This is a genomic window from Pseudomonas sp. REP124 (genome assembly GCF_020164475.1).
In the GTDB taxonomy this organism is placed as follows: domain Bacteria; phylum Pseudomonadota; class Gammaproteobacteria; order Pseudomonadales; family Pseudomonadaceae; genus Aquipseudomonas.
In genome coordinates, this window is the sequence record NZ_JAIQWX010000003.1 from 58,502 (window position 1) to 79,584 (window position 21,083).

Below are 21,083 nucleotides of genomic sequence, written 5' to 3' on the forward strand. Positions count from 1 at the left end.
AGCAGTTTGATAGAGTCCAGCCTCTACTGAAATTGCTGACAAGGAGTCACACATGCCAAAACCAGCCGCGCGTGTAACCGACCCGACCCGTTGTCCACTACATGCAAAGACCGAAAATGCTATTGCTTCCGGATCCCCGGACGTGTTCATCGACGGGCTCCCTGCTGCCCGTGAAGGTGACACCTGTACCTGTGGTAGTACTTTGATCTCCGAAGTGTCCTCAACGGTATTAATAAATGGAAAAAAAGCGGCATTGATCGGCACTGTCGGCACTCACGGAAACGTGGTGATTGGCGGCTCCAGTACGGTGATTATCGGGGACTCACACACTCCTGCCACAATCCTGCCGTCCTCGCCTCTCCCGACTCAGAAAGTCTACGGACAATCATTCAGCATCACTGATAGCGAAACAGGACTTCCATTACCTTCTCGCGGCTATGTCGCAATTGTCGATGGTGTTGAGAGTAACGGTGTAACAGATGCCCACGGCATGGTTCATCTCAAGACCCTGAATCCAGAAGCCAAAATTTCGCTTCACATCAAGTTCGTTGCTCCCGCCCGCACACTTCACGAACTGTCGGAGGAAAGCTGATGGCCTCTTCAGTCAGGACCCTCTCCGATGCAAGAGAAATCAAGTCGGGCGAATTCATATACCCTGTTCCGATTACTGTGAACGACCGGGCAGCCACACGTGAAGCGATCATCAAAAAGGCTCGATCGCTGGATGCGACGTTTGTAGAACGCTCCTTCTGGGGTGCACTGAAAGGTAAGGCTGACATGGTCATCGACTGGGACTACAGCATGATTGCCTTGCACCATGCGGGACGAAGTCATGGCTGCGCACCGGGTGCAGCACAAATGCTGGACATTCAGAAGGGCCACTTGAGCCAGAAGTACGACGATATCGGCTATCACTACGGGATCGATTGCACCGGGCAGATTTTTGAAGGCCGCGACATCCGGCTTCAGGGTTCAAGTGTTTTGAAGTTCAACAAGGGCTTGATAGGTATTGTCCTGCTGGAAAATCTTACGACTCCAGAAGAAGGCGGAGATTGGATCGCCAGAGGACGAGTGGCCCTCGATAGCATTGGCTACAGAACCACAAACGTTATCCCGGCTGCTCAGATTACCGCCTTGATGCATCTGATCAATGCACTCAAGAGCGTATTCGTCATCAAGCACTTTGGTGGGCACCGCGAATTTCCGGGTCAGGCTTCCGAGGGAAAGGTTTGTCCCGGCAACGTCGGAATGGAACTGGTGAGGCATCTCAGAAGCAAGACACAACTGCTGCCCCCACCGGCGCCGCGAGAGTGAAAACGTTACTGGCAGGTGTTCTTTTGGCAGTGCTGGCCATTCTCAATATCGGCTACTACCAAGCCCTTGAAGACGGTGACATTGAAACCGTCCTCTTCATAAAGAAACACCCGTCCCTGCAAATCAAGTTCTACAACATCCACGCTAATGACGGCGATATCAGGCCAGTCGAACGACTATCAGGCGAGGAGAGAATGTGGATCATTGATTACTGCAGGCACAGGCTTGGTATCGATACTGAGCTCAAAACGCAGGATGATGTTGAAATGTGCAGGAGAAAGTAAAACTGCGGCTTTGAGGAAAAGGGGCTTTGGCCCTATTCCGTTTTTCGCGACCTCCAAAATCAAAGAAATACGGGGTGCCGTTCGTCGGCCCCGGCGCACGATCAATTATTGGGCCAGTCGATGAATTAGCCAAAATCGAGGTCTCTATGCGCCCCCTTACTTCAGATATGCCAAATGGCCGCGAGCTCATTGACGAACTCGACTTAGCTACCGCGAGGATGATGGCCCTTTCCGTTGACCGCATCGGTACGGCTGAGTGGAAGGAAGCCTCCCTGAGACAGCAATACGCATTCAACAAATGGCGTGAATATCTTCATCAATTGGCTGATGACCGGGTTCTGGCCGAAACCACGGATGTAGTGGTCCCGCTGACTGAGATTGTCATCCCGGTCAATTGCTCCGATAAGGCCCAAAGTCTTTCTGCGTACTCATGATCAACGGCCCAAGGGGCCACACCCTTTCGCCCCACATCGGAATCGTTGACAGAGGTGATATTGCAGTCCTCGCAATAGACACCGCCCAACCCGGCAAGTGTGGGACTGGTCGCGCACCACAGGCTTGTCGCAGCACCTTGCTCGACGGTCTTCAGACCGGCTTGCGGATTCAGACGCTGGCGTCCGTGCTCATCCAGCACGTCGAACGCGGCGATTTCGGCACTGCTCAGATGGCGCGCGAGATTGGTGAGGATCTGGCCAGGATGGACCGAGAAAGCCCGCACACCCCGATCACGTCCGCGCCGGTCGAGCGCCAGCGCAAACAAGGCGTTGGCAGTTTTGGACTGACCATACGCCACCCATTTGTCATACGGGCGGCGCGTGAAATCGATGTCGTCGAAATCCACGCCCGCGATCTGATGTCCTCGCGACGATACCGACACCACGCGCGCCGCGCCTGCAGCTATCAGGGCCGGCCATAGCCCGCATGTCAGGCGGTAGTGACCGAGATGATTGGTTGCGAACTGACTCTCACGTCCATCGTCGTCCCGCATCAAGGGCGAAGCCATGACCCCGGCGCAATTGATCAGCATCGCGACAGGCCGCCCACTGTCGAGCACACGTCGACTGAAGGCAGCAACCGATGCAGCCTGCATCAGATCCATCTGCAGCACTTCGACCCGCTCGACGCCGGCCAGTGTAGTCAGCGCCTGACACGGATCTCGCGCAGGAACGATAACCTGCGCGCCCGCGGCAGCCAGACTTTGGGTGGTGATCAGTCCTATGCCCGAGTGACCGCCGGTAACAATGGCGATCCGGCCTGTCAGGTCAACACCTGCCATGACCTGGGCCGCAGTGCTGGCGGCGTCGAACTCGGACTGTATGGGTTTTTGAAGCGTCATCATCGGAATCCCCTGGCATATATCGAAGTGCACGATTCTTTATTAAGCTCGCTGGACGAACCATCCTCTGAAAACCGGTTTTCTATCGTGATCATCCAGAATGCAGTGTCTGATCCCCTGTCCGAAGTCCTTGCGCTGTCAGGACTGCGTGCCGCCTGTTCCGTGCGATTGCAGGCAGGAGGCACATGGGCCCTGAGATTCCGGCCCATCGAATTGAAATTCAACGTCGTGCGACGGGGCGAGTGCTGGCTTCGCGTGGCCGGGATGCAGCCAGCTCAGCTGACGGCGGGCGACTGTTTCGTGATCGCGCGTACCCCGTTCATTCTTTCCAGCGGGCCGGATGAGGAAGCCGTGGATGCTTCGCAAGTGTTCTCCCATGCGGGGGCATCGGCGACATTCGGCATGGGTGAAGAGGTCGAGTTATTGGGCGGCAGCGTTTCCCTGGAGGGACCTGCCGCGGTGGAGCTGCTCGAGACGTTGCCGGCTGCACTGATCATCCCTGGAGCGTCAGGAGGCGCATCTTCGTTCAACTGGCTGCTCGATGAGCTGGACCGTGAATGGCAGTCGAATCAACCCGGTGCGCACACGATGTGCAACGATCTGCTCCGGTTGGTCTTCGTTCACGCGCTGCGCCATCACATCACCACGGCTGACGCAAACGATCTGAGTTGGCTGGGTGGACTACGCGACCCCGTCATCGCAAAGGTACTGCGCGCCATTCACGGTGCACCTGAAAAAACGCTGAGACTGGCTGAAATGGCGAGTATCGCCTGCATGTCGCGCTCCGGTTTCACGGCACTTTTCAAGGCACGTGTGGGGCAGGCACCTGTCGAATATGCCACGCGCTGGCGCATGCAGGTCGCGGCTTCGCGGTTGCGCAACGGTGCAGACAACGTCACTACCGTCGCCGCGTCACTGGGCTACCTTTCGGACGCTGCATTTGGCGCCGCATTCCGACGCGTTCACGGCCAGTCGCCCGGGCACTATCGACGGGAAGCGAGTGCGAGAGCGCCTCAAGAATGAAACGCCGCCTTCTGGAATCCCCATGGAACGTTGCCAACACGATTTGAAAGAAGATGCCAGGGCGTAACACCCTGGCAGAACACAGAGATCACTTTTTCTTCTTCGCAGGCTTGTCAGTCTTATCTGACTTCTTCGCCTTGTCCGGCTTGCTATCAGCTTTCTTCGCGGATTTCTTCGGTGCGGCATCTTTCTTCTTGTCTTTCTTGTCGGAAGACTTCGAAAGCGCCAAGGCCGCAGCTGATTTCTTTGCCGATGATGACTTTTTGTCTTTCAAATCCTTGCTGGCTTTTGAAGACTCACTTTTGCTTTTCTTCTCGTCCTTCGCCATGTTGACCACCTCTCGGAGAATGCGTGTATTGGCAAATGGCCTGTGGGATTCGCCACAGGCTAGTCATTAGGCGAGCGGGTCCGGAGGCGGTTCAAAATATTTATGCTTCAAACTGAACCCGGGAGATGCAAGAGGCGGCGCGAATCGCTGAAGCCAGAACGCGTCCGAGCGCTTGCCCGGACGCGCCGTTCTTCACTGCGCGAGCGTCGCGTTGTCGATGACGAAGCGGTATTTGACGTCACCCTTGAGCATCCGCTCGTAAGCTTCGTTGATGTGCTCTGCGCGTATCAGTTCGATATCCGAGACGACAGTTCAATACATTGTCCCGATCCGTTCGCTTCTGCCGTAGCTCAATCCGGTCGAATACTTGCCTGATCCTGTGGAGATGCAAGGGGATGGAAAGAAAAAGCCTCATCGGCGGGCTAGACTTCGATCGGCTGATACAGCGAGTAGGTCCTCGTCCCGGCTGTAGCAAAGCACTGGCCGCATTCGAGGAGCTTTGTTCATTCAAGGCCACGACCGGAACATGATTCGGTCCAGGCCTTCCTTCATTCAGGAGAAGCGAACATGGGTTTTGTGACGACGCGGGACGGTGTTGAGATCTTTTATAAAGACTGGGGACCACGTGATGCCAAGGTCATCTGGTTCCATCACGGATGGCCACTGAGCGCCGACGATTGGGACGCGCAGATGCTGTTTTTCCTGGCCAACGGTTACAGGGTCATCGCACACGACCGACGGGGCCATGGGCGCTCGAGTCAGGTCTGGGACGGCCACGATATGGATCACTACGCCGACGACGTTGCGGCCGTGGTGGATTACCTTGGGGTACAAGACGCAGTACATGTCGGGCACTCCACCGGCGGCGGCGAAGTGATTCATTACATCGTGCGCCACGGTGAAAACCGCGTCTCCAAAGCCGCCATCATCAGCGCCGTGCCACCCTTGATGGTCCAGACTCCGAATAATCCCGGAGGCCTGCCAAAATCGGTTTTCGACGACCTGCAGGCCCAACTCAAAGCCAATCGCGCGCAGTTCTACCACGACGTCCCTGCCGGACCTTTCTACGGTTACAACCGCCCCGGTGCGAAACCGTCCGAGGGCATCATTCGCAACTGGTGGCGCCAAGGCATGATGGGTTGTGCAATCGCGCACTATGACGGGATCGTGGCCTTTTCCCAGACCGACTTCACCGAAGATTTGAAGCGCATCAAGATTCCCGTTCTGGTGCTGCATGGGGATGACGACCAGATCGTGCCTTATGAGAATTCGGGGGTTCTGTCGGCGAAGCTGTTGCAGAACAGTACGCTGAAAATCTACCCGGGCTTTCCGCACGGAATGCCGACAACCCATGCGGATACGATCAATGCTGATTTGCTCGCGTTCATTCGCAGTTGAATGATCGGGGCGGGTGAAAATCCCGCCCCTTTCAGCGTTGGCTAGCTGGGCAACTTCAGGTGCAGCAAGGGAAACGGTCGGCCCTCGCCATCCAGCGGAGAACGACCTGTTTGAACAAACCCGTAATGCAGATAAAAACCTACCGCTTCGGGATTCTGCTCATTCACGTCAACACTGATCTCATTGCGCGAACGGCGAGCGTGATCCAGCAATGCGCGCCCAATCCCCTTCCCTCGTAAATCCGGCTCGATAAAGAGCATCTCCACGTGGTTTTCGTTGAGCCCGATGAAACCCAGCGGGCGGTCCTGCGCATCGACTGCAACCCATAACTCCACAGCGGGCAGGTAGATGTCTCGCAGCTGCGGAAGTAACGCAGTGATATCGGATTCTTGCAGGAAGTGGTGAGTGGCGCGAACGGAGCGCAGCCAAATGTCGAGCAGTAGCGGATGGTCGGCGTTGGTAGCCTGACGAATGATCATGGAATCATCCTTTTGTATTTGATATCGGGAATGAGGCACGCCAGTGAATGGCGACCGTATAAGCGTCGGCAACGTGTATGACCGCTTCGCGAATTAACGCCTGGGCGGTTCACGGCAGAGGTGGCCGCAAAGGAGGGAGGCGGAACGATACTGATGGGTTTTCGATATGTCTATACCAATTGACGGATCTACGTTCAGCGCACCGCCTGTAGGAGCTGCCGCAGGCTGCGATCTTTTCGCAACGCTCGACACAAAGGAATCCATCACAGATCATCAAATGCCCCTTCAAGGATGCCCAGGGACGTATGCCATGGATCGCCTTCCGACACTCTTCACCGATCGTCTTGTACTCACGCCCCTCCAACTGGAGGATGCCCCCATCATCCAGGACTTGTTCCCCCAATGGGAGGTAGTTCGCTACCTGGATAGTCGCGTCCCATGGCCGTATCCAGAAGACGGAGCGCTGGTCTATGTGCGGGACATCGCCCTGCCTGCGATGGCAGCCGGTCGTGAATGGCATTGGATGATCCGCATGCGCAACGATGCCGAGTGCACCCTCGGTAGCATCAGTTTGTTTGAACAGCCTGGGAACAACAGAGGCTTCTGGCTTGCGCCGCAGTGGTGGGGAAAAGGCTATATGCGTGAAGCATGTCGGATCATCAACGCGTATTGGTTCGAGACATTGTCGCGTCCGGTCATGCAGGTTCCCAAAGCGGTTGCCAACCATGCGTCCCGCAGGGTCTCAGAGCATGAGGGCATGCGTCTGGTGGGTGTGCGAGAAGGTAATTTTGTCTGCGGGTTGATGCGCGTCGAGGTTTGGGAGATGACGCGTACGGAGTGGATTGGCAGATCTATGGCTGGCCATTAGTTTTATTGGCTCGGTCATTGGCCGCTATGTAGAAAAATGAAAAAGGAGACAAATTTACTTTGTAGAAAACAAATCTGTCCCCTTTCCGATGGTCCCCTTCTCCGCAAATTACGGCATGGAAATACTGTAACCCGCGAGTTTGGCCCTCTCCTTTTCTTTCACGTACTTCTTGTTGGCCATCTGCGAGAACTTCATGAAGTCGGCCTTGGCGTCGTCCCTGTCTCCCAAATGGTCGTACGCGATACCGCGTGCGTAGTAAGCCCAGGCATAGTCCGGCTGGCGCTGAAGGCCGGTGCTGAATGCTTCAGCGGCCTCTCGGTACTGACCCAGGTCCGTCAACGCGAGTCCCAGATGATAGTAGGTTGGCATATGGAAGCCGGAGCCCTTCCCAGCTTCTCCCATCCCGTTGTCAAGGTTGTACTGCACGAGTTCAAGGGCTTTTTTCGGGTTGCCAGCGTCGCGATACATGGCACTCAAGTCCAGGTTGTCACGCGGATCAGGCTTGACCGCCAGCTGCATGGATTTTTCCTTGGCGGCCACGGCTTCCGGAAAGTGTTTGAGGTTGCTGAAAGCATCGGCCTGCACAGCGTAAATCGAACTCTGCAGCGATGCGGGAAGCGTATTTTTCTGCAGGCAAAGATCACCTTCCTGCAGCACCAGAGGATAGTTTTCGGCTTTGGAAGCCTTGAACTGATTTACGCAGTGGGCAAGGTTGGCTTTTTGCGGGTTCTGCATCCCTGCACAACCTGTAAGGATGACAGAGGAGGCAAACAGTACGGGCCAGCGAAAATTCATGATGAGCATCCTTGTCAGTCGAGCAGATGAGCGTTGAGGTCAGGACGATAAACCTGCAAAAGAGGAGCAGTCACGGTGCCTTGTAGCGAGCAAAACACGGTGGTGTGTCCCGCAAGTGGCGTTGTCGTGCCGCCCTCCTCGACGATCAGCACGCGGTCTACGAAACCAAACGGCGTGGCGACGCCGGGACCGGTGAGATTCTCGGTGCGCCATTGGCCGATCGGGTCACCAACGCGGCGAATTTCGGCGCGGCTAATAGCGTTGCCCTGACTGAAAAAGCGTGCGCTATCGACGAACAGCGGTTTGAGTTTTGCCGCCACTTCTTGCGGCAAGCCATCGGCTACGAAACCCCAGAAGAGAAAATTGCCGACGTCTTTGATGGTTTGGGCCTGGTTGTAATAGCCGACCATACGCACGCCGTTAACGATCAGGGGCGTTTCGAACTGTTGGTAAGTGCCACCTTCCTGCAGCGGACTCATGACGGTCGGTGCCTTGACCGAGCCATAATCACTCAAGCGCAGGGTCCCTGCCGGCAGACGTGCGTCGCGCAGGCTTTCGAAAAATTGCGCGTCGCAACGAGAGAACTCAGTCAGAAGTTGTTCGGGCGTGTTGATGGCTTGGGGTTGAGCCTGTACAGCGCTGGCGGCTGTGATGGCGAGCAAAGTAATACTGGAAAAAACTGAGCGGAGCATTTACGTCATCCATGAGGAGGGAACGAAGGATTTCGGCTTATCAGTCGCAATCTTTAATAAAGAAGGGCTTGCGAGAGAAGGCCTGAGTGCTGGCAAAAGGGGCACAGATTGATTTTCTGGACAATGAATCTGTCCCCTTTTAACGCCCGGAGCCGATCTTTCTCATTACCGCGGAACAACAATCACCATCGGCGTGGGTGCCGCTGGAGGCATCATCATTCCCTCGCTTTTAACCACCGTCACACCGTGCTTCTTGATGGACTCAAAGACCTTTTGCGTCGCTGCCGAGTCGTTATAGCCACCGTCATCTATGACTACGGTCAGCGCGCTTTGACGGCGCGGCTCGATGAGTTGTACCTGATTGGTCCGGAAGTACGAGTCCATGGCAACCTTGTCCAGGGACGACAGATCAACTCGTAGAATTTCCGTGTACTTCAACGCCGATGCATTCCAGCCATAGACATTGATCTGTTCCTGAGTCAGGGCAAAAACACAGAAGTGGTAACCACCGATAGTGGAGCCTGGAGTGGAAACGATTAACGTGCAGCGGCCATGCTGCATGATCGATCCTTTGATATCTGGAAAGTCCTTCACGATCTCAGTCGGAAATTGCACTCGGTCGTAGTAGACCGTTGCCCTGTCTAACGGGGTCGTGTTGCAGCCGGACAGAGTGACGGCTAACCCGACGGTCAAACTGGCAAGAAAATTACGCACGGACTACTCCTGTGAGGTTGGTGGTGGGAAGGCGTGAGCCAAAGATCACCAAAATAACAGGATAAAGGCGAAACGCCACCACCGAAATCAGGCCATACGGATATTCGCTGTTTCAGGTCATAGCCCCCGAGAATCGTACAAATCCAGTGGCTCTCGTCAGGGCTGTTTTTGAACGTCCACTCACTGCCAAAACCGGAAATTTAGACTGTTCCCCCCTGAAACGGGCTGACACCTGCCTCACCCAACCACCGGCGCATGCTCAGCCATCAATTCAATCACCCAGTCGATAAACACCCGCACCTTGGCACTGACATGGCGATTCGGCGGAAACGCCAGATACATCGGCATCGGCGCCAACTGCCAGTCCTCAAACAGCGGCAGCAACTCGCCGCTGACCAGGTGCGGTTTGGCCATGTACTGCGGTAGCCAGAGCATGCCCAGGCCAGCCAGGCCGGCGGCAAGGTAGGCATTGCCGTCGTCGACCGTCAGTTGCGGGCGGCCGTGGGCCTCGATGCGCTCCTCACCTCGCTGCATCGTGTAGGGCAAGGTTTTGCCGGTACGAAACCAGAGGAAGCCGACGGTGTTGTGCCGGCCCTCCTCCAGTTCACGGGGATGCGCCGGCGTACCGAAACGCTGCAAATAGCCGGGCGCGGCATAGATGCCGAGTTTCAGATCGCCCACATGCCTGGCCACCAGGGATTGATCGGTGATCTCGCCGCCACGCAGCACGCAGTCGACGTTTTCACCAATGATGTCGACGATGCGATCGCTCACGCCCAGGTTCAGCTGAATTTCCGGATAACGTGCAAAGAACTCCGGCAAGGCCGGTATCAGCAGCATGCGCGCAAATGGGCTGGGGACATCCACCCGCAGCCGCCCGCGCGGTGTCATCGACGCGCTGGACAAGCTGGTCTCGGCGTCTTCCATGTCGACCAGCAGCCGCGCGACGCGTTCGTAGTAGGCCGCGCCGTCGGCGGTGACATTGACCTTGCGTGTGGTGCGATTGAGCAGGCGCACGCGCAATCTGGCTTCCAGTTGCTGAACGAGCTGCGTCACGGTGGTCTTGCTCATGTGCAGGGTGGCTGCCGCTTTGGTGAAGCTACCCGTTTCCACCACCCGGGCAAACGCCTGCATTGCATCGAAACGGTCCATTTCACGCCTCTCTCGGGTCTGGATTGTTTGGATTGTACAAACAGTCATGACCAGACCTGCCTGTTTATTGAGGTCGGCGGCCTTTTTTATAGTGGCTTCACCGTAAACACCGGGCCGCGATGGCCCCGAAAGAGGTATGCCATGACCAGCAAACGTGATGTCGTTTTCCCGCCTGACCGCCATGCGTTGTACGAGCTGCACCGCTACTCGCCGGCGATTCGCTCCAACGGTTTTCTGTTCGTATCCGGACAGGTCGGCAGCCGCAAGGATGGCTCCGCCGAGCCGGACCTTGCGGCACAGGTTCGCTTGGCCTTTGCGAACCTCAACGCGATTTTGGCCGAGGCCGGCGGTAGTTTCGAGGATGTGGTCGACACGACGATCTTCATGGTCGACCCCGACTCGAAATTCGAAACCATCTGGGAAGTGGCGGCCGAGTATTGGGGCGAAGCGCCCTATCCGACGGTGACGGCGATCGGCGTGACCTGGCTGTCGGGCTTCGATTTCGAGATCAAGGTGATCGCCAAACTACCGGGCCTGTAGGAGCGAAGCTTGCTCGCGAAAGCGGTTCATCGGCCCCCATCGATGTTGACTGGCAGACCGTCTTCGCGGGCGAGCCTCGCTCCCACGCGGCAGATGCCAGTTCATGACCAATGTGGGAGCGGGCTTGCTCGCGAAGGCGTCGTGTCAGTCGACATCGTTGTCAGCTGATGAACCGCTTTCGCGAGCAAGCCCGCTCCCACAGGAGTCCGATGGACAGCGCGTTCTACAAGACGCCCATGGCCGGTCGCCTGCGGGGGGCGGGAGAAAACATTGATGCAAACCATCGAGCGTCAACAGACCACACGCGCATCAATGAAAGATAGGGTGACGAGATAGCACGTCCGTCACCCTTTGAACTCCGGCGAATTCCCTGTCAGTGCTATGAAAAGTGATGCCGTACCGGAAGCGTGAACTGGAAAATGGCTCCACGGGGCTGATTGGCACTCGCCCATAAGCGTCCGCCATGGGCCTCGACAATCGAGCGGCAGATCGACAAGCCCATGCCAAGGCCCGCGGCTTTGGTCGTGTAGAACGAGGTGAACACTTGGTCGGGGTTCTGCGTGGCAAAGCCCGGCCCCGAATCGCTGACGCTGATCAGCAAGTAGCCCTCCTCCCCCGGCACCGCACTGATCTGCAACTGGCGCTCGTTTTGCGGTGTAACGCCCATCGCCTCAAGCGCGTTCATGATCAGATTGAGCAGCACCTGTTGCAACTCCACACGATCACCGACGATCAACTGCAAGCCATCGGTGAGTTGCGTCTGCAGCGTCACACCGTTCTTCATGATCTCGCTTCGGGTGAATTCGATCATTTCGCCAATGGCCACATTGATGTCCAGGGCACCGTTCTGCGGCGGTGCCTTGCGGATATGCCCGCGAATGCGCCCCAGCACATCGGCGGCGCGGTTGGCATCCTGGATCAGCCGGCCGAGCACCTGACGGACCTCGTCGAGCGCCGGTGGCTGAACGTTCAGCCAACGCTGCGCGGCATGGGCGTTGAGTATCGCGGCTGCAATCGGCTGGTTGACCTCGTGCGCGATCGATGCCACCAACTGCCCCATGGTGGCGACGCGATTGGCGTGGGCCAGTTCGGTCTGCACCTCGCGATAGCGCCGCTCGCTTTCGCGGGCTTTCTCTTCTGCCTGCTTGCGCTCGGTCAGGTCCAGAACGAAGGCGACGCCTTCCTTGCGATCGCTTTCGAACATGGCTAGACCAACGATCGCCGGCAGCGTGCTGCCATCTTTCTTGAAATACGCCTTCTCCAAGGGTTGAGCATGGCCATTGCGCACCGCGTCCTGAACGTAACGATCGCTGAGTTCGCGATACTGCGGCACCGTCAGATCGCGCCAGCGCATCCTTCCTGAAACAAGGTCTTCGCGGGTGAAGCCCAACATACGCAGAAAGGCATCATTGGCCTCGACAATGTCACCATCAACATTCCACACCACGATGCCGATGATGTTGGCGTCCACCAGGCGCCGGATCTTCGATTCGCGCTCGGCGACCTCACGGTACAACCGGGCATTTTCCAGGGAAATGGCCGCCTGCGAAGCCACCAGTTTCAGCACCGCAATGCGGTTCGGGCTGAACACCCTGGCGCTCAGGTTGTTTTCCAGATACAGCGCCCCCACCAGCTTGGCCTGGGTCATCAATGGCAGGCAGAGAATCGAGCGGGCGCGCTGCTGTCGCACGTAAGGGTCGGCGGCGAACGGGGCTTCGCTCGTAGCGTCGCCCAGAACGATGCTCTCGCCAGTGCGCAAGACCTGATAGAGAACGGACTCCGGCAACAGCTTGCTGCTGACGGCGGTATCGCGCAATTGCGTAGCGTTGCCGCCGGTGGTCACTTGCGCAACAACCCTGTGCTCGCCTGCGTCCGACAGGATCAACAGGCCGCGCTCGGCTCCGGCCTGTTCGATGGCGGTGAGCATGACCGTGTCGATCAGCTTTTCCAGAACGATTTCGCCCGACACTGCCTGGGAGACCTTGATCACGGTCGTCAGGTCGAGGTGTTCAACCGCCGTGGCCATGGTGGTAATCGGGCCGAGCGAAGACTCTTCGGTGCGCAGCGACGGATACTTCGCTTCCAGCTGGCGCACCTTGCCATCGGCGCCCCAGCGCAGATAACCGTAGCGCGCATCCTGCAGATAGACACAGGCAATTTTGCCAAGGCCACGCGCGGCGAAGAAGCGAGACGCCAGTTCATTGGCCAGCGCCTCGATCTGTGTGAAACCATCCTTCTGCGCCAGATTGATGGCTTGTTCATACAGCAACTCGGCGTCCAGCACACGCCCTTCAACTCGGGCGATCTCGGCAGCGATCAACGCTGCCCGGCTGGCGAAATTCTCCGGACACTGTTGCGCCCAGCCCTGCAACCGCTGGTAATCGACGCCCATGGCGGCCAGATGCAGCGCATGCTCTTGCTCCGAGACGCCGTCGCACCAGGCTGACCGAACCAGCGCATCATAAAAGTAGAACTCAGCTTCCTCGAAAAACGAGTGAGACGCCCAGAGCAAGCGCTGAGCCTGTGCAGCGGCTGTCATGGCCGCCGCGTAATTTTCGGCCATGTACTGCGCCTGTAATTTGCGCACCCAGTACCAGCACTCTGCCAGGGCCAGGTCCAGGCTGCTGGACAGATGGGCTTCGGTCTTGCTTTCGTTGAACTGTTGATCGTCAAAGCAACCAAAGTATGACGTCTGGCCTCGAAGCATGCGGATCAGCGCGAACTGGGTTTCGATGAAATCGACAACCAGGCCGAAACGTACCTTGATGGCATAGGCCAGACCGCGCTCAGCCTCGCCTTGTACATCGGACAATGGCGCGCCGGCGAACAGCGCGTCGGAAGTAAGGCTGTTGCCCGCATAGGCACCGTACGGCAAATCTCCGATCCGATTAGCGGCAGCAAACGAGCGGCGCAACAGATCGCGACACTGCGCCACTGGCCTCATCCAACGCGAAGTAAAATTGGAGAAACACAGAAAGGTGCTCGGCTCGAATCGCGTCAATCCACGATGTTCGACCAGCTCGCAGCCCAGTTGCCCGAAGCGCAATCCCGCCTGATAGTCACCAAATCGCCGCCCGGCAACCCGAAACAGGTTGGCATAGTGCACACACGATGCATCGCAGTTACCGCGTTCGAGACTGAGGCTGACCGCCTTGCAAATTGACAGGCACGCCAGGTTCGCGTCTGTCTGCAGAGCAGGGGGAAAGAGCTTGCCCAACGCGCTGACAGTCATCAGTGAGACGGCGTCGTCCATCAACGGTAAATCGACAAGCGCCTCGATTTGTCGATCGCCCAGCAGTGACCAGATGCGGTCGTACTCCTGGGACACTTCATTGTCGCTTGGGTGGGCTGACCACTCGATACCCACATGACGCAGGTAGTCGAGACAGACACTGACCGCGCCGTCGCTGCGATCCATCAGCAGGTAGACATCCATCTTCAGGCAGGCGATGTTCGCTCGCTCAATGACAGTCTCGGCCCGCTTCAACAGTGTCGTCAGACGCTCATCTGCAACGGAGAGCTGTCCGGTAAGGAACTCGCATTCGGCCCGGTTCAACTCCAATGCAAAAAGCAGTTCATGCTTATGTGCCCAGCCGTCTTCGTCCAACAACTGCGAACCGGTGGTGAGATAGTTGAGCGCTGACGCGTAGGCAGTCGATGCCTTGGCGCGCTGACCGGCGATCAGATTGAACTCGGCCAGCTGCTCCCGCTCGATCGACTCCGTGAGCAGATCAGCACCGCGATTGAGCTGGCCGACGATTTCGAAGATCGATTCCTCCAGATCCAGGGCAGTTATCTGCGATACAAGCAACCGACCGATTCGCAAATGTGCCTGGGCCCGGGACGCTTCAGGAATCAGAGAATAGGCAGCCTCATGGATACGGTCATGTACAAACCCATAGCTGCCGTCCAGTCGCTCGACCAACTCCTGACTTATCGCTTCCCACAATACCGTGCTCAACTGCGCCTCGGGCACATCCATGGCGGTGGCCAGCGCCTGAATGTCGGCGACGTTGCCCAGGCAGGCGAGATGCTGCAACGCTTGCTGAGTGTGAATCGGCAAGCGGGTCAACTTGTCGACCATCAGGTCAACGATGTTGTCGGTGTAACCCTTGGCATGGATACGATCCGGGTCCCAGAACCACTGACGAACCTCGTAGCCGAAAGCCAACAGCTCTTCCTCGGCAAGCGCCAGTAGAAACTGGATCACAAAGAATGGATTGCCCGCCGTTTTCTCCAGCACGATCTGCGCCAGAGGCTCGACACGCTTTATCTCTTCGTGAAGCGCTTCGGCAATCATCTGCTCGATGTGCGTCTTGGCCAGCGGTGCCAGAGTAATCTCGTTAACCCTGCCACCGGCATTACGAATGGCCTGAAGCTTTCCCGAAAGCGGGTGCGTAACATCCACCTCGTTGCTGCGGTAAGCCCCCACCAGCAACAGGTGCCGCATATCCGATCCGACGAGCAGGTCTTCCAGCAGGTCGAGCGTTGCGGCGTCGAGCCACTGCAGATCGTCAAGGAACAGGGCGAGCGGATGTTCAGCCCGTGCAAACACGCCGATAAAACGCCTGAACACCAGGAGGAAACGACGTTGCGCCTGCTGAGGATCAAGCACCGGCACCGGCGGCGGCTCGCCGATGATCAATTTCAGCTCGGGAATGATATCGGTCATGAGCCGCGCGTTGGCATCCAGCGCCATTTGCAGGTCCTCACGCCAACTCGCCAGCTCCGTATCGTTCTTGCCCAGCAGTGTACGGACCAGGCTTTGAAACGCCTGAACCAGTGTCGAATAGGGAATGTCTCGCCGGTACTGATCGAACTTGCCGGAGGCGAAAATTCCTCGGGGTGGCACTAGAAACTTGTGCAGCTCATTGACCACCGAGGACTTGCCTATGCCGGAATAACCGGTAACCAAAACCATTTCCGGTGCGCCGTTTTCAACGATTCGACCGAACGCGGCAATGAGCGCGTCGACCTCCCGCTCGCGCCCGTAGAGTTTCTCCGGAATCAGCAACCGGTCAGACCTGCTGTGTTCACTCAAAGTAAACGAATTGATCTGCCCAAGTTGCTGCCAGTCGGCGAGGCATTTGCGCAAATCGTACTCAACCCCGGCGGCGGTGCAGTAACGCTCCTCCGCCGTTTTGGCGAGCAACTTCATTACAATTTCGCAGAGTGGCTTGGGCACCGTTTCGACCCGTACGCTGGGTGGCAGCGGTTTCTTCGCGATATGGCAATGTACCCATTCGATCGGGTCGACGGCGGTGAACGGCAACGTTGCGGTCAGCATCTGGTAGAGGGTGACGCCGAAGGAGTACAGGTCACTGCGCGAATCGATCGAGCGATTCATCCGACCGGTTTGCTCAGGTGCCATGTAAGCGAGCGTGCCGCTGATCGTCTCCGGCGCCGACCGTTCGCGGGGAAACCGAGAAGCCAGGCCAAATCCGGTGAGTCTGGCCTGGCCATCGGAGCAGTTCACCAGGATATGGCTGGGTTTGATGTCCTTGTGAACAATCCCCCGCTGATGGAGCTTACCCAGCGCCACTGCAATGCTGACTGCGTGCTGCAAGAACGTCGTGATTTCCATCGGGCGTGCCAGCAATTGCGCCAAGGGCTGGCCGCCCGGATCCTCAAGTACCAATTGCATATGAGCGCCTTCGCGCACCATCTCGTGCGGCTGAAGTGCCCAACTGCAATCGAGTTCATCTTTCAACGAAAATTCGTGAGCGAGTCTGGCGAGACTCGCCGGCAAAGGTTGTTCGGCGGCGAGCCTCGACAACAAGACGTTGCGATTACTGTCAGCTCCCAAGCGCGATACCCGACAGAGGATACGTTCACCGTCGGCCCATAAAATCTGCATGTTGTAATTCGCCAGACTAAAAAGAATATAAGGTCCTGAGCCGTTTCTTCCTTGTAGTCGTCATTTTTGACAGTTGATTGCCAAAACAGCGCAAGTTTCCTCGGCGAATGCACTCTCGCATTCATAGGCTTCAATCAGGGTCGCGTGGCATAAGGATTGTCTTCTCGAAATTATGTTCTGAGAAGAATAATCATCAGTCACACGATAGAAGGCGGCGAAAATGTCATCGAACGGACTTAAAAGCAGCTACACCAAGATTTAAATATTTAATACCAAAATATACTTTACCTAATGGAAGACTACGTGTAGCGCAGGAAATACGAGCCGGCGCACCCTTCGCGTCAGCCTCGTTGCTCGATGGTTCTACAGCTTGAATGTATAACTAAAAAGAGCACATTGATAATAAAAAGAACATGCTCACAGGATATCAATCTGAAAAACTGAACCGGCCAATTTATCTGCTTAAATGTGGGAAAGTTGAAAAATGATCAGATGTTTTCCGTGCCATTACTGTCTGTAGCCAACTTCTATAAAAAACTGCTACTGATCAATTCCTGATTATTCTCCATGCGCTGGCTGGAAAGCCGACGTCCGTCGCCCGCAACACGGTGGTCGTTGGCGGTGGTGGTTTTACACCGCCATCCAGATGATCGACGAGGTGATGGAAAATCACGTCGACCGAGGCCAGGGTTTCGGAACTCATTCCGAAACCATTTAAACACGCACCTTTCAGCTATGTTTAATGCGCGCAAGCAGACTTCCCATGCCTGCGGAAAAAGGAGCCACCCCATGTCAAAGCTATACCCCAGCATCGATCCCGAGGGGCTGGTCGAGTACTCAGTGGTCTACACCGACCGCTCGCTCAACCACATGTCGCAGTCGTTCCAAGGCGTGATGAAGAACATCTCCAGCACCCTGAAGCAGGTCTACAACGCCCAGGCTGTTGCGGTGGTGCCGGGCAGCGGCACGTTCGGCATGGAAGCGGTGGCGCGCCAGTTCGCCACCGGCCAGCAATGCCTGGTGATCCGCAACGGCTGGTTCAGTTATCGCTGGAGCCAGATTCTGGAGATGGGCAACATCCCGGCGGCCACCATGGTGCTCAAGGCCCGACCGGTCGAAACCGGTCGCCAGGCCGCCTACGCCCCTCCTCCTCTGGACGAAGTGCTGGCCGCCATTCAGACGCACAAGCCGCAGATCGTCTTCGCCCCCCACGTTGAAACCTCATCAGGGATCATCCTGCCCGACGACTACCTGCGAGCCGTCGGCGACGCCGTGCATGCGGTGGGTGGCCTGTTCGTACTGGACTGCATCGCCTCGGGCACGATTTGGGTGGATATGCACAAATGCGCAGTCGACCTGCTGATCAGCGCACCGCAGAAAGGCTGGAGCGCCTCCCCTTGCTGCGCCCTCGTAATGCTAAGTGCCTTGGCCCTCGAATGCATCGAACACACGCAAAGCAGCAGCTTCGCCTGCGACCTGAAAAAGTGGCTGCAGATCATGCAGGCCTACGAACAGGGCGGGCATGCCTACCACGCGACCATGCCCAGCGATGCCCTCGCGCGATTCAACGAAGTGATGAAAGAGACGCAAGCCTACGGTTTCGACAAGGTGCGCGAGGAACAACAGGCCTTGGGCGATCGGGTGCGCGCAATGCTGACCGGCAAAGGCATCAAAAGCGTGGCCGCCGCCGGTTTCCAGGCCCCTGGCGTGGTGGTGAGCTACACCGATGATCCCGACATCAAGAGCGGCAAGAAATTTGTCAGCCACGGCCTGCAGATCGCCGCGGGAGTGCCGTTGCAATGCGACGAGCCGGCCGACTTTCAGACCTTTCGTATCGGGCTGTTCGGGCTGGAAAAGCTGAACAATATCGAGCGTACGGTCAGTACGTTGGAGAAGGCATTGGATGAGGTGATGGGTAACTAAATCCTCATAGTGCCCAAAGGTGATACCGGACTTGTGAACTCCTGGAAGGTATCCCTGGGCACTGCCAGCCCATGACGCTGATGCTCGACGTGCCCTACTCCCGAACCGCGCAAATGCCCTCCAGTGTCGAGAAGGAAGTGTCTTTGGCCGTCAGTAGAAAATCACTCATATAGGGCGTTGCCAGCATGTCCGAGCGCACCGCAGCGAAAAGTGTCGGAAACATGCCCTTCTCGCCCAGGCGTCGAGCCGTGACATATCCGCGGGTGGTGTATTCGTGCAAGGCCCAGTTTGGCAGGCAGCTGACGCCTCTGCCCGACGCCACCAATTGCATCATCATTACCGTCATCTCGGAGGTTCGGACATTGAGCGGCTCGACGTCGGCCGGATCGAGGAAGCGAGTGAAGATATCGAGCCTGTCTCGTTCGATGGGATAGGTGATCAGCGTAAGTGGCTTCAGGTCCTTCGGCGCAATGACACTTTTTCCAACCAGCGGATGGTGGTTGTCCACGGCCAGCAATGCTTCGTAGGTGAACAGAGGCACATAGGTGATGCCGTTCATGTTGATCGGATCGGAGGTGACAACCAGATCCAGATCGCCACGCGCCAATGCAGGTAGCGGCGCGAAGGAGAACCCTGACGCGAGATCCATCTCTACTTCCGGCCATGATCTCCTGAAGGCGTCGATGGCTGGCATCAGCCACTGGAAGCAGCTGTGGCACTCAATCGCCAAGTGCAAACGTCCAGCCGAACCGCCCGCCAATCGGCTGAAATCACGTTCGGCTTCCCGCAGTAATGGCAGGACATCATCAGCCAGTTTCAGCAATCTCAGACCCGCGCTGGTAAAGCGCATCGGCTTTGATTTGCGCATGAACAACGTCATCCCCATGCGCTCCTCCAGTTCCTTGAGCTGATGGGAAATAGCTGACTGTGTCAGGTTCAGACGCTCAGCCGTTTCCACCAGACTGCTGGTATCCCGCATGGCTTGTACGGTTTTAAGATGACGTAAATCGATCATGAATATGAATAAAATTTGAGTTGGCGAGAATTAAAATTAGTTTGTCTCACCATGAGAGAAAAGTCGACAGTGACTTGAGTTCCAGTGCGGGCGAGAGGTAGTTGCACCATTTGGAGCGCACTCTGAAACGTCTTCTGGTGGGCGCCGATTCCTCAGCCCGGATCCAACACCCAAACATGAATGTGATTAATATTTTATTGAAATCAATTCGTTTTTATTCAACTGGGCACTCGGCATAAAATGCGAACTGCTCTTCACGGCAGGTCCAATAAAGCCTGCCAAGTGAAAAAACAGAACGCTGGTCAATCTGAAAACGATAAATAAAAAGTTCAGGTCCGGCTCAAAAACAGGATGTCAGACCAAGATGAACAATGAATTCGCATTTGCTATCAAGAGCATTTGTTTTGATGAGGATTACTTGCCCTCGGACACTACGCGCATTACCACAAACTTTGCCAATCTGGCCAGAGGGAAAAGTCGTCAAGAGAATTTGCGCAACACTTTGAAGATGATAGACAACCGCTTCAATGCCTTGGCGCACTGGGACAATCCTGCTGGCGATCGTTACACGGTTGAGTTGGACATCATTTCCGCTGAAATGAACATCGATGCCCAAGGCGGTGATCAGGCCATTCCTTTGATCGAAGTTTTGAAAACAACGATTGTTGATGGAAAAACCGATGAGCGCATCAACGGCATCGTAGGCAACAACTTCTCCTCCTACGTGCGCGACTATGACTTCAGTGTGCGATTGCTGGAGCACAACAGGAACCAGTCCGGGTTCAGCACCCCGGAGGATTTCGGCGACTTGCACGGGAAGTTGTTCAAGTGCTTCGTCAATTCAACTGCCTACAAAGAGCATTTCGACAAGCCGCCTGTAATCTGCCTGAGTGTTTCAAGCACCAGAACTTATCACCGGACCGAGAACCAGCATCCTGTTTTGGGGTTTGAGTACCAACAGGACCAATACTCTTTGACGGATGAGTATTTCAAGAAGATGGGGCTGAAGGTTCGCTACTTTATGCCGCCTAACAGCGCTGCGCCCTTGGCCTTTTATTTTTCAGGCGACCTGCTGGGTGATTACACCAACCTTGAGCTGATTGGCACCATCAGCACGATGGATACCTTCCAGAAAATTTATCGACCTGAAATTTATAACGCAAATTCTGCAGCAGGAAAGTCCTATCAGCCTAGTTTGAAAAACCAGGACTACTCATTGACTCGAATTGTGTATGACCGAGAAGAACGGAGTCGGCTGGCTATCGAGCAAGGTAAATTCGCCGAAGAAAACTTTATCAAGCCCTACCAGACCATTCTTGAGCAATGGTCCGTCAGCTGCGCTCTTTGATTAATTGAACCAAGGTC

Annotated in this window: 19 protein-coding genes and 1 pseudogene; 9 read left to right on the forward strand and 11 right to left on the reverse strand. The window is 56.3% G+C overall.

Going from position 1 to position 21,083, the window contains the following annotated elements:
• The first annotated feature begins 52 nt into the window (after nt 1-52).
• From K9857_RS01470 to K9857_RS01480, 3 genes are read left to right on the forward strand one after another with little or no spacing between them, the layout of a single operon-like run.
• Entirely contained in the window at nt 53-592 is a 540-nt protein-coding gene (locus K9857_RS01470) for a PAAR domain-containing protein (protein WP_224533137.1), read from the forward strand.
• Entirely contained in the window at nt 592-1,314 is a 723-nt protein-coding gene (locus K9857_RS01475; protein WP_224533138.1) for a peptidoglycan recognition family protein, read from the forward strand. The genes K9857_RS01470 and K9857_RS01475 overlap by 1 nt, the downstream gene beginning before the upstream one ends.
• A complete protein-coding gene (locus tag K9857_RS01480) occupies nt 1,311-1,598 on the forward strand; it encodes a hypothetical protein (protein WP_224533139.1) in 288 nt (95 codons plus the stop codon). Before K9857_RS01475 ends, K9857_RS01480 begins: the two co-directional genes overlap by 4 nt.
• 316 nt (nt 1,599-1,914) lie before the next feature.
• Here K9857_RS01480 and K9857_RS01485 read toward each other — a convergent pair whose 3' ends face one another.
• The gene (locus K9857_RS01485) at nt 1,915-2,937 is read right to left on the reverse strand and encodes an oxidoreductase (RefSeq protein WP_224533140.1); all 1,023 of its coding nucleotides are present in this window, start codon (nt 2,935-2,937) and stop codon (nt 1,915-1,917) included.
• Between K9857_RS01485 and K9857_RS01490 the strand changes: the two genes are divergently transcribed.
• Nucleotides 2,923-3,957: an AraC family transcriptional regulator gene (locus tag K9857_RS01490; protein ID WP_224533141.1), complete on the forward strand. Its 1,035-nt coding sequence runs from the start codon at nt 2,923-2,925 to the stop codon at nt 3,955-3,957. The two genes, K9857_RS01485 and K9857_RS01490, sit on opposite strands and share 15 nt — an antisense overlap.
• An 88-nt stretch (nt 3,958-4,045) precedes the next feature.
• On the opposite strand, the gene K9857_RS01495 is transcribed toward K9857_RS01490, so the two are convergent.
• Together K9857_RS01495 and K9857_RS30335 are read right to left on the reverse strand one after the other, a co-directional pair.
• On the reverse strand, nt 4,046-4,285 hold the full coding sequence (locus K9857_RS01495) for a hypothetical protein (RefSeq protein WP_224533142.1): 240 nt from the start codon (nt 4,283-4,285) through the stop codon (nt 4,046-4,048).
• A 192-nt stretch (nt 4,286-4,477) separates the two neighbouring features.
• A pseudogene (locus K9857_RS30335) lies at nt 4,478-4,594 on the reverse strand (NAD(P)-dependent alcohol dehydrogenase); the annotation flags it as partial.
• 258 nt (nt 4,595-4,852) lie between these two features.
• Here K9857_RS30335 and K9857_RS01500 point away from each other — a divergent pair.
• Nucleotides 4,853-5,683 carry an alpha/beta fold hydrolase gene (locus tag K9857_RS01500; RefSeq protein WP_224533143.1) on the forward strand — a complete coding sequence of 277 codons (831 nt, stop codon included), beginning with the start codon at nt 4,853-4,855 and terminating at the stop codon, nt 5,681-5,683.
• Between the two features lie 41 nt (nt 5,684-5,724).
• Here the strand turns inward: K9857_RS01500 and K9857_RS01505 are convergent, their stop codons facing one another.
• Nucleotides 5,725-6,162, reverse strand: coding sequence for an acetyltransferase (locus K9857_RS01505; RefSeq protein WP_224533144.1), 438 nt, complete (start codon nt 6,160-6,162; stop codon nt 5,725-5,727).
• A 310-nt stretch (nt 6,163-6,472) separates the two neighbouring features.
• On the opposite strand from K9857_RS01505, the gene K9857_RS01510 reads away from it, so the two are divergent.
• Entirely contained in the window at nt 6,473-7,030 is a 558-nt protein-coding gene (locus K9857_RS01510) for a GNAT family N-acetyltransferase (RefSeq protein WP_224533145.1), read from the forward strand.
• A 108-nt stretch (nt 7,031-7,138) separates the two neighbouring features.
• Here K9857_RS01510 and K9857_RS01515 read toward each other — a convergent pair whose 3' ends face one another.
• The 4 genes from K9857_RS01515 to K9857_RS01530 form a co-directional block, all read right to left on the reverse strand.
• Entirely contained in the window at nt 7,139-7,825 is a 687-nt protein-coding gene (locus tag K9857_RS01515; RefSeq protein ID WP_224533146.1) for a tetratricopeptide repeat protein, read from the reverse strand.
• Nucleotides 7,826-7,839: 14 nt separating this feature from the next.
• Entirely contained in the window at nt 7,840-8,517 is a 678-nt protein-coding gene (locus K9857_RS01520; protein ID WP_224533147.1) for a hypothetical protein, read from the reverse strand.
• A gap of 165 nt (nt 8,518-8,682) precedes the next feature.
• Nucleotides 8,683-9,231 carry a hypothetical protein gene (locus tag K9857_RS01525; protein WP_224533148.1) on the reverse strand — a complete coding sequence of 183 codons (549 nt, stop codon included), beginning with the start codon at nt 9,229-9,231 and terminating at the stop codon, nt 8,683-8,685.
• A gap of 237 nt (nt 9,232-9,468) precedes the next feature.
• Nucleotides 9,469-10,383, reverse strand: coding sequence for a LysR family transcriptional regulator (locus K9857_RS01530; RefSeq protein ID WP_224533149.1), 915 nt, complete (start codon nt 10,381-10,383; stop codon nt 9,469-9,471).
• Between the two features lie 141 nt (nt 10,384-10,524).
• Between K9857_RS01530 and K9857_RS01535 the strand changes: the two genes are divergently transcribed.
• Nucleotides 10,525-10,923 carry a RidA family protein gene (locus K9857_RS01535; protein ID WP_224533150.1) on the forward strand — a complete coding sequence of 133 codons (399 nt, stop codon included), beginning with the start codon at nt 10,525-10,527 and terminating at the stop codon, nt 10,921-10,923.
• A 379-nt stretch (nt 10,924-11,302) separates the two neighbouring features.
• On the opposite strand, the gene K9857_RS01540 is transcribed toward K9857_RS01535, so the two are convergent.
• Together K9857_RS01540 and K9857_RS01545 are read right to left on the reverse strand one after the other, a co-directional pair.
• Nucleotides 11,303-16,780 carry an AAA family ATPase gene (locus K9857_RS01540; protein ID WP_224533151.1) on the reverse strand — a complete coding sequence of 1,826 codons (5,478 nt, stop codon included), beginning with the start codon at nt 16,778-16,780 and terminating at the stop codon, nt 11,303-11,305.
• A 547-nt stretch (nt 16,781-17,327) separates the two neighbouring features.
• Complete coding sequence (locus tag K9857_RS01545) at nt 17,328-17,483, reverse strand: hypothetical protein (protein ID WP_224533152.1); 156 nt, start codon at nt 17,481-17,483, stop codon at nt 17,328-17,330.
• An 86-nt stretch (nt 17,484-17,569) separates the two neighbouring features.
• Between K9857_RS01545 and K9857_RS01550 the strand changes: the two genes are divergently transcribed.
• Nucleotides 17,570-18,703, forward strand: a complete 1,134-nt coding sequence (locus tag K9857_RS01550; protein ID WP_224533153.1) for an aminotransferase class V-fold PLP-dependent enzyme — start codon at nt 17,570-17,572, stop codon at nt 18,701-18,703.
• Nucleotides 18,704-18,797: 94 nt separating this feature from the next.
• Here K9857_RS01550 and K9857_RS01555 read toward each other — a convergent pair whose 3' ends face one another.
• The gene (locus K9857_RS01555) at nt 18,798-19,718 is read right to left on the reverse strand and encodes a LysR family transcriptional regulator (protein WP_224533154.1); all 921 of its coding nucleotides are present in this window, start codon (nt 19,716-19,718) and stop codon (nt 18,798-18,800) included.
• Nucleotides 19,719-20,082: 364 nt separating this feature from the next.
• Here K9857_RS01555 and K9857_RS01560 point away from each other — a divergent pair, with 364 nt between their 5' ends.
• On the forward strand, nt 20,083-21,066 hold the full coding sequence (locus K9857_RS01560) for a DUF1852 domain-containing protein (protein WP_224533155.1): 984 nt from the start codon (nt 20,083-20,085) through the stop codon (nt 21,064-21,066).
• The last annotated feature ends 17 nt before the right edge of the window (nt 21,067-21,083 follow it).

Coding starts and splice junctions, on each gene's coding strand:
- K9857_RS01470 (WP_224533137.1), top strand. CDS start 53: ATGCCAAAACCAGCCGCGCGTGTAACCGACCCGACCCGTTGTCCACTA.
- K9857_RS01475 (WP_224533138.1), top strand. CDS start 592: ATGGCCTCTTCAGTCAGGACCCTCTCCGATGCAAGAGAAATCAAGTCG.
- K9857_RS01485 (WP_224533140.1), bottom strand. CDS start 2,937: ATGATGACGCTTCAAAAACCCATACAGTCCGAGTTCGACGCCGCCAGC.
- K9857_RS01495 (WP_224533142.1), bottom strand. CDS start 4,285: ATGGCGAAGGACGAGAAGAAAAGCAAAAGTGAGTCTTCAAAAGCCAGC.
- K9857_RS01500 (WP_224533143.1), top strand. CDS start 4,853: ATGGGTTTTGTGACGACGCGGGACGGTGTTGAGATCTTTTATAAAGAC.
- K9857_RS01505 (WP_224533144.1), bottom strand. CDS start 6,162: ATGATCATTCGTCAGGCTACCAACGCCGACCATCCGCTACTGCTCGAC.
- K9857_RS01510 (WP_224533145.1), top strand. CDS start 6,473: ATGGATCGCCTTCCGACACTCTTCACCGATCGTCTTGTACTCACGCCC.
- K9857_RS01515 (WP_224533146.1), bottom strand. CDS start 7,825: ATGAATTTTCGCTGGCCCGTACTGTTTGCCTCCTCTGTCATCCTTACA.
- K9857_RS01520 (WP_224533147.1), bottom strand. CDS start 8,517: ATGCTCCGCTCAGTTTTTTCCAGTATTACTTTGCTCGCCATCACAGCC.
- K9857_RS01530 (WP_224533149.1), bottom strand. CDS start 10,383: ATGGACCGTTTCGATGCAATGCAGGCGTTTGCCCGGGTGGTGGAAACG.
- K9857_RS01535 (WP_224533150.1), top strand. CDS start 10,525: ATGACCAGCAAACGTGATGTCGTTTTCCCGCCTGACCGCCATGCGTTG.
- K9857_RS01540 (WP_224533151.1), bottom strand. CDS start 16,780: ATGCAGATTTTATGGGCCGACGGTGAACGTATCCTCTGTCGGGTATCG.
- K9857_RS01545 (WP_224533152.1), bottom strand. CDS start 17,483: ATGAGTTCCGAAACCCTGGCCTCGGTCGACGTGATTTTCCATCACCTC.
- K9857_RS01550 (WP_224533153.1), top strand. CDS start 17,570: ATGTCAAAGCTATACCCCAGCATCGATCCCGAGGGGCTGGTCGAGTAC.
- K9857_RS01555 (WP_224533154.1), bottom strand. CDS start 19,718: ATGATCGATTTACGTCATCTTAAAACCGTACAAGCCATGCGGGATACC.
- K9857_RS01560 (WP_224533155.1), top strand. CDS start 20,083: ATGAACAATGAATTCGCATTTGCTATCAAGAGCATTTGTTTTGATGAG.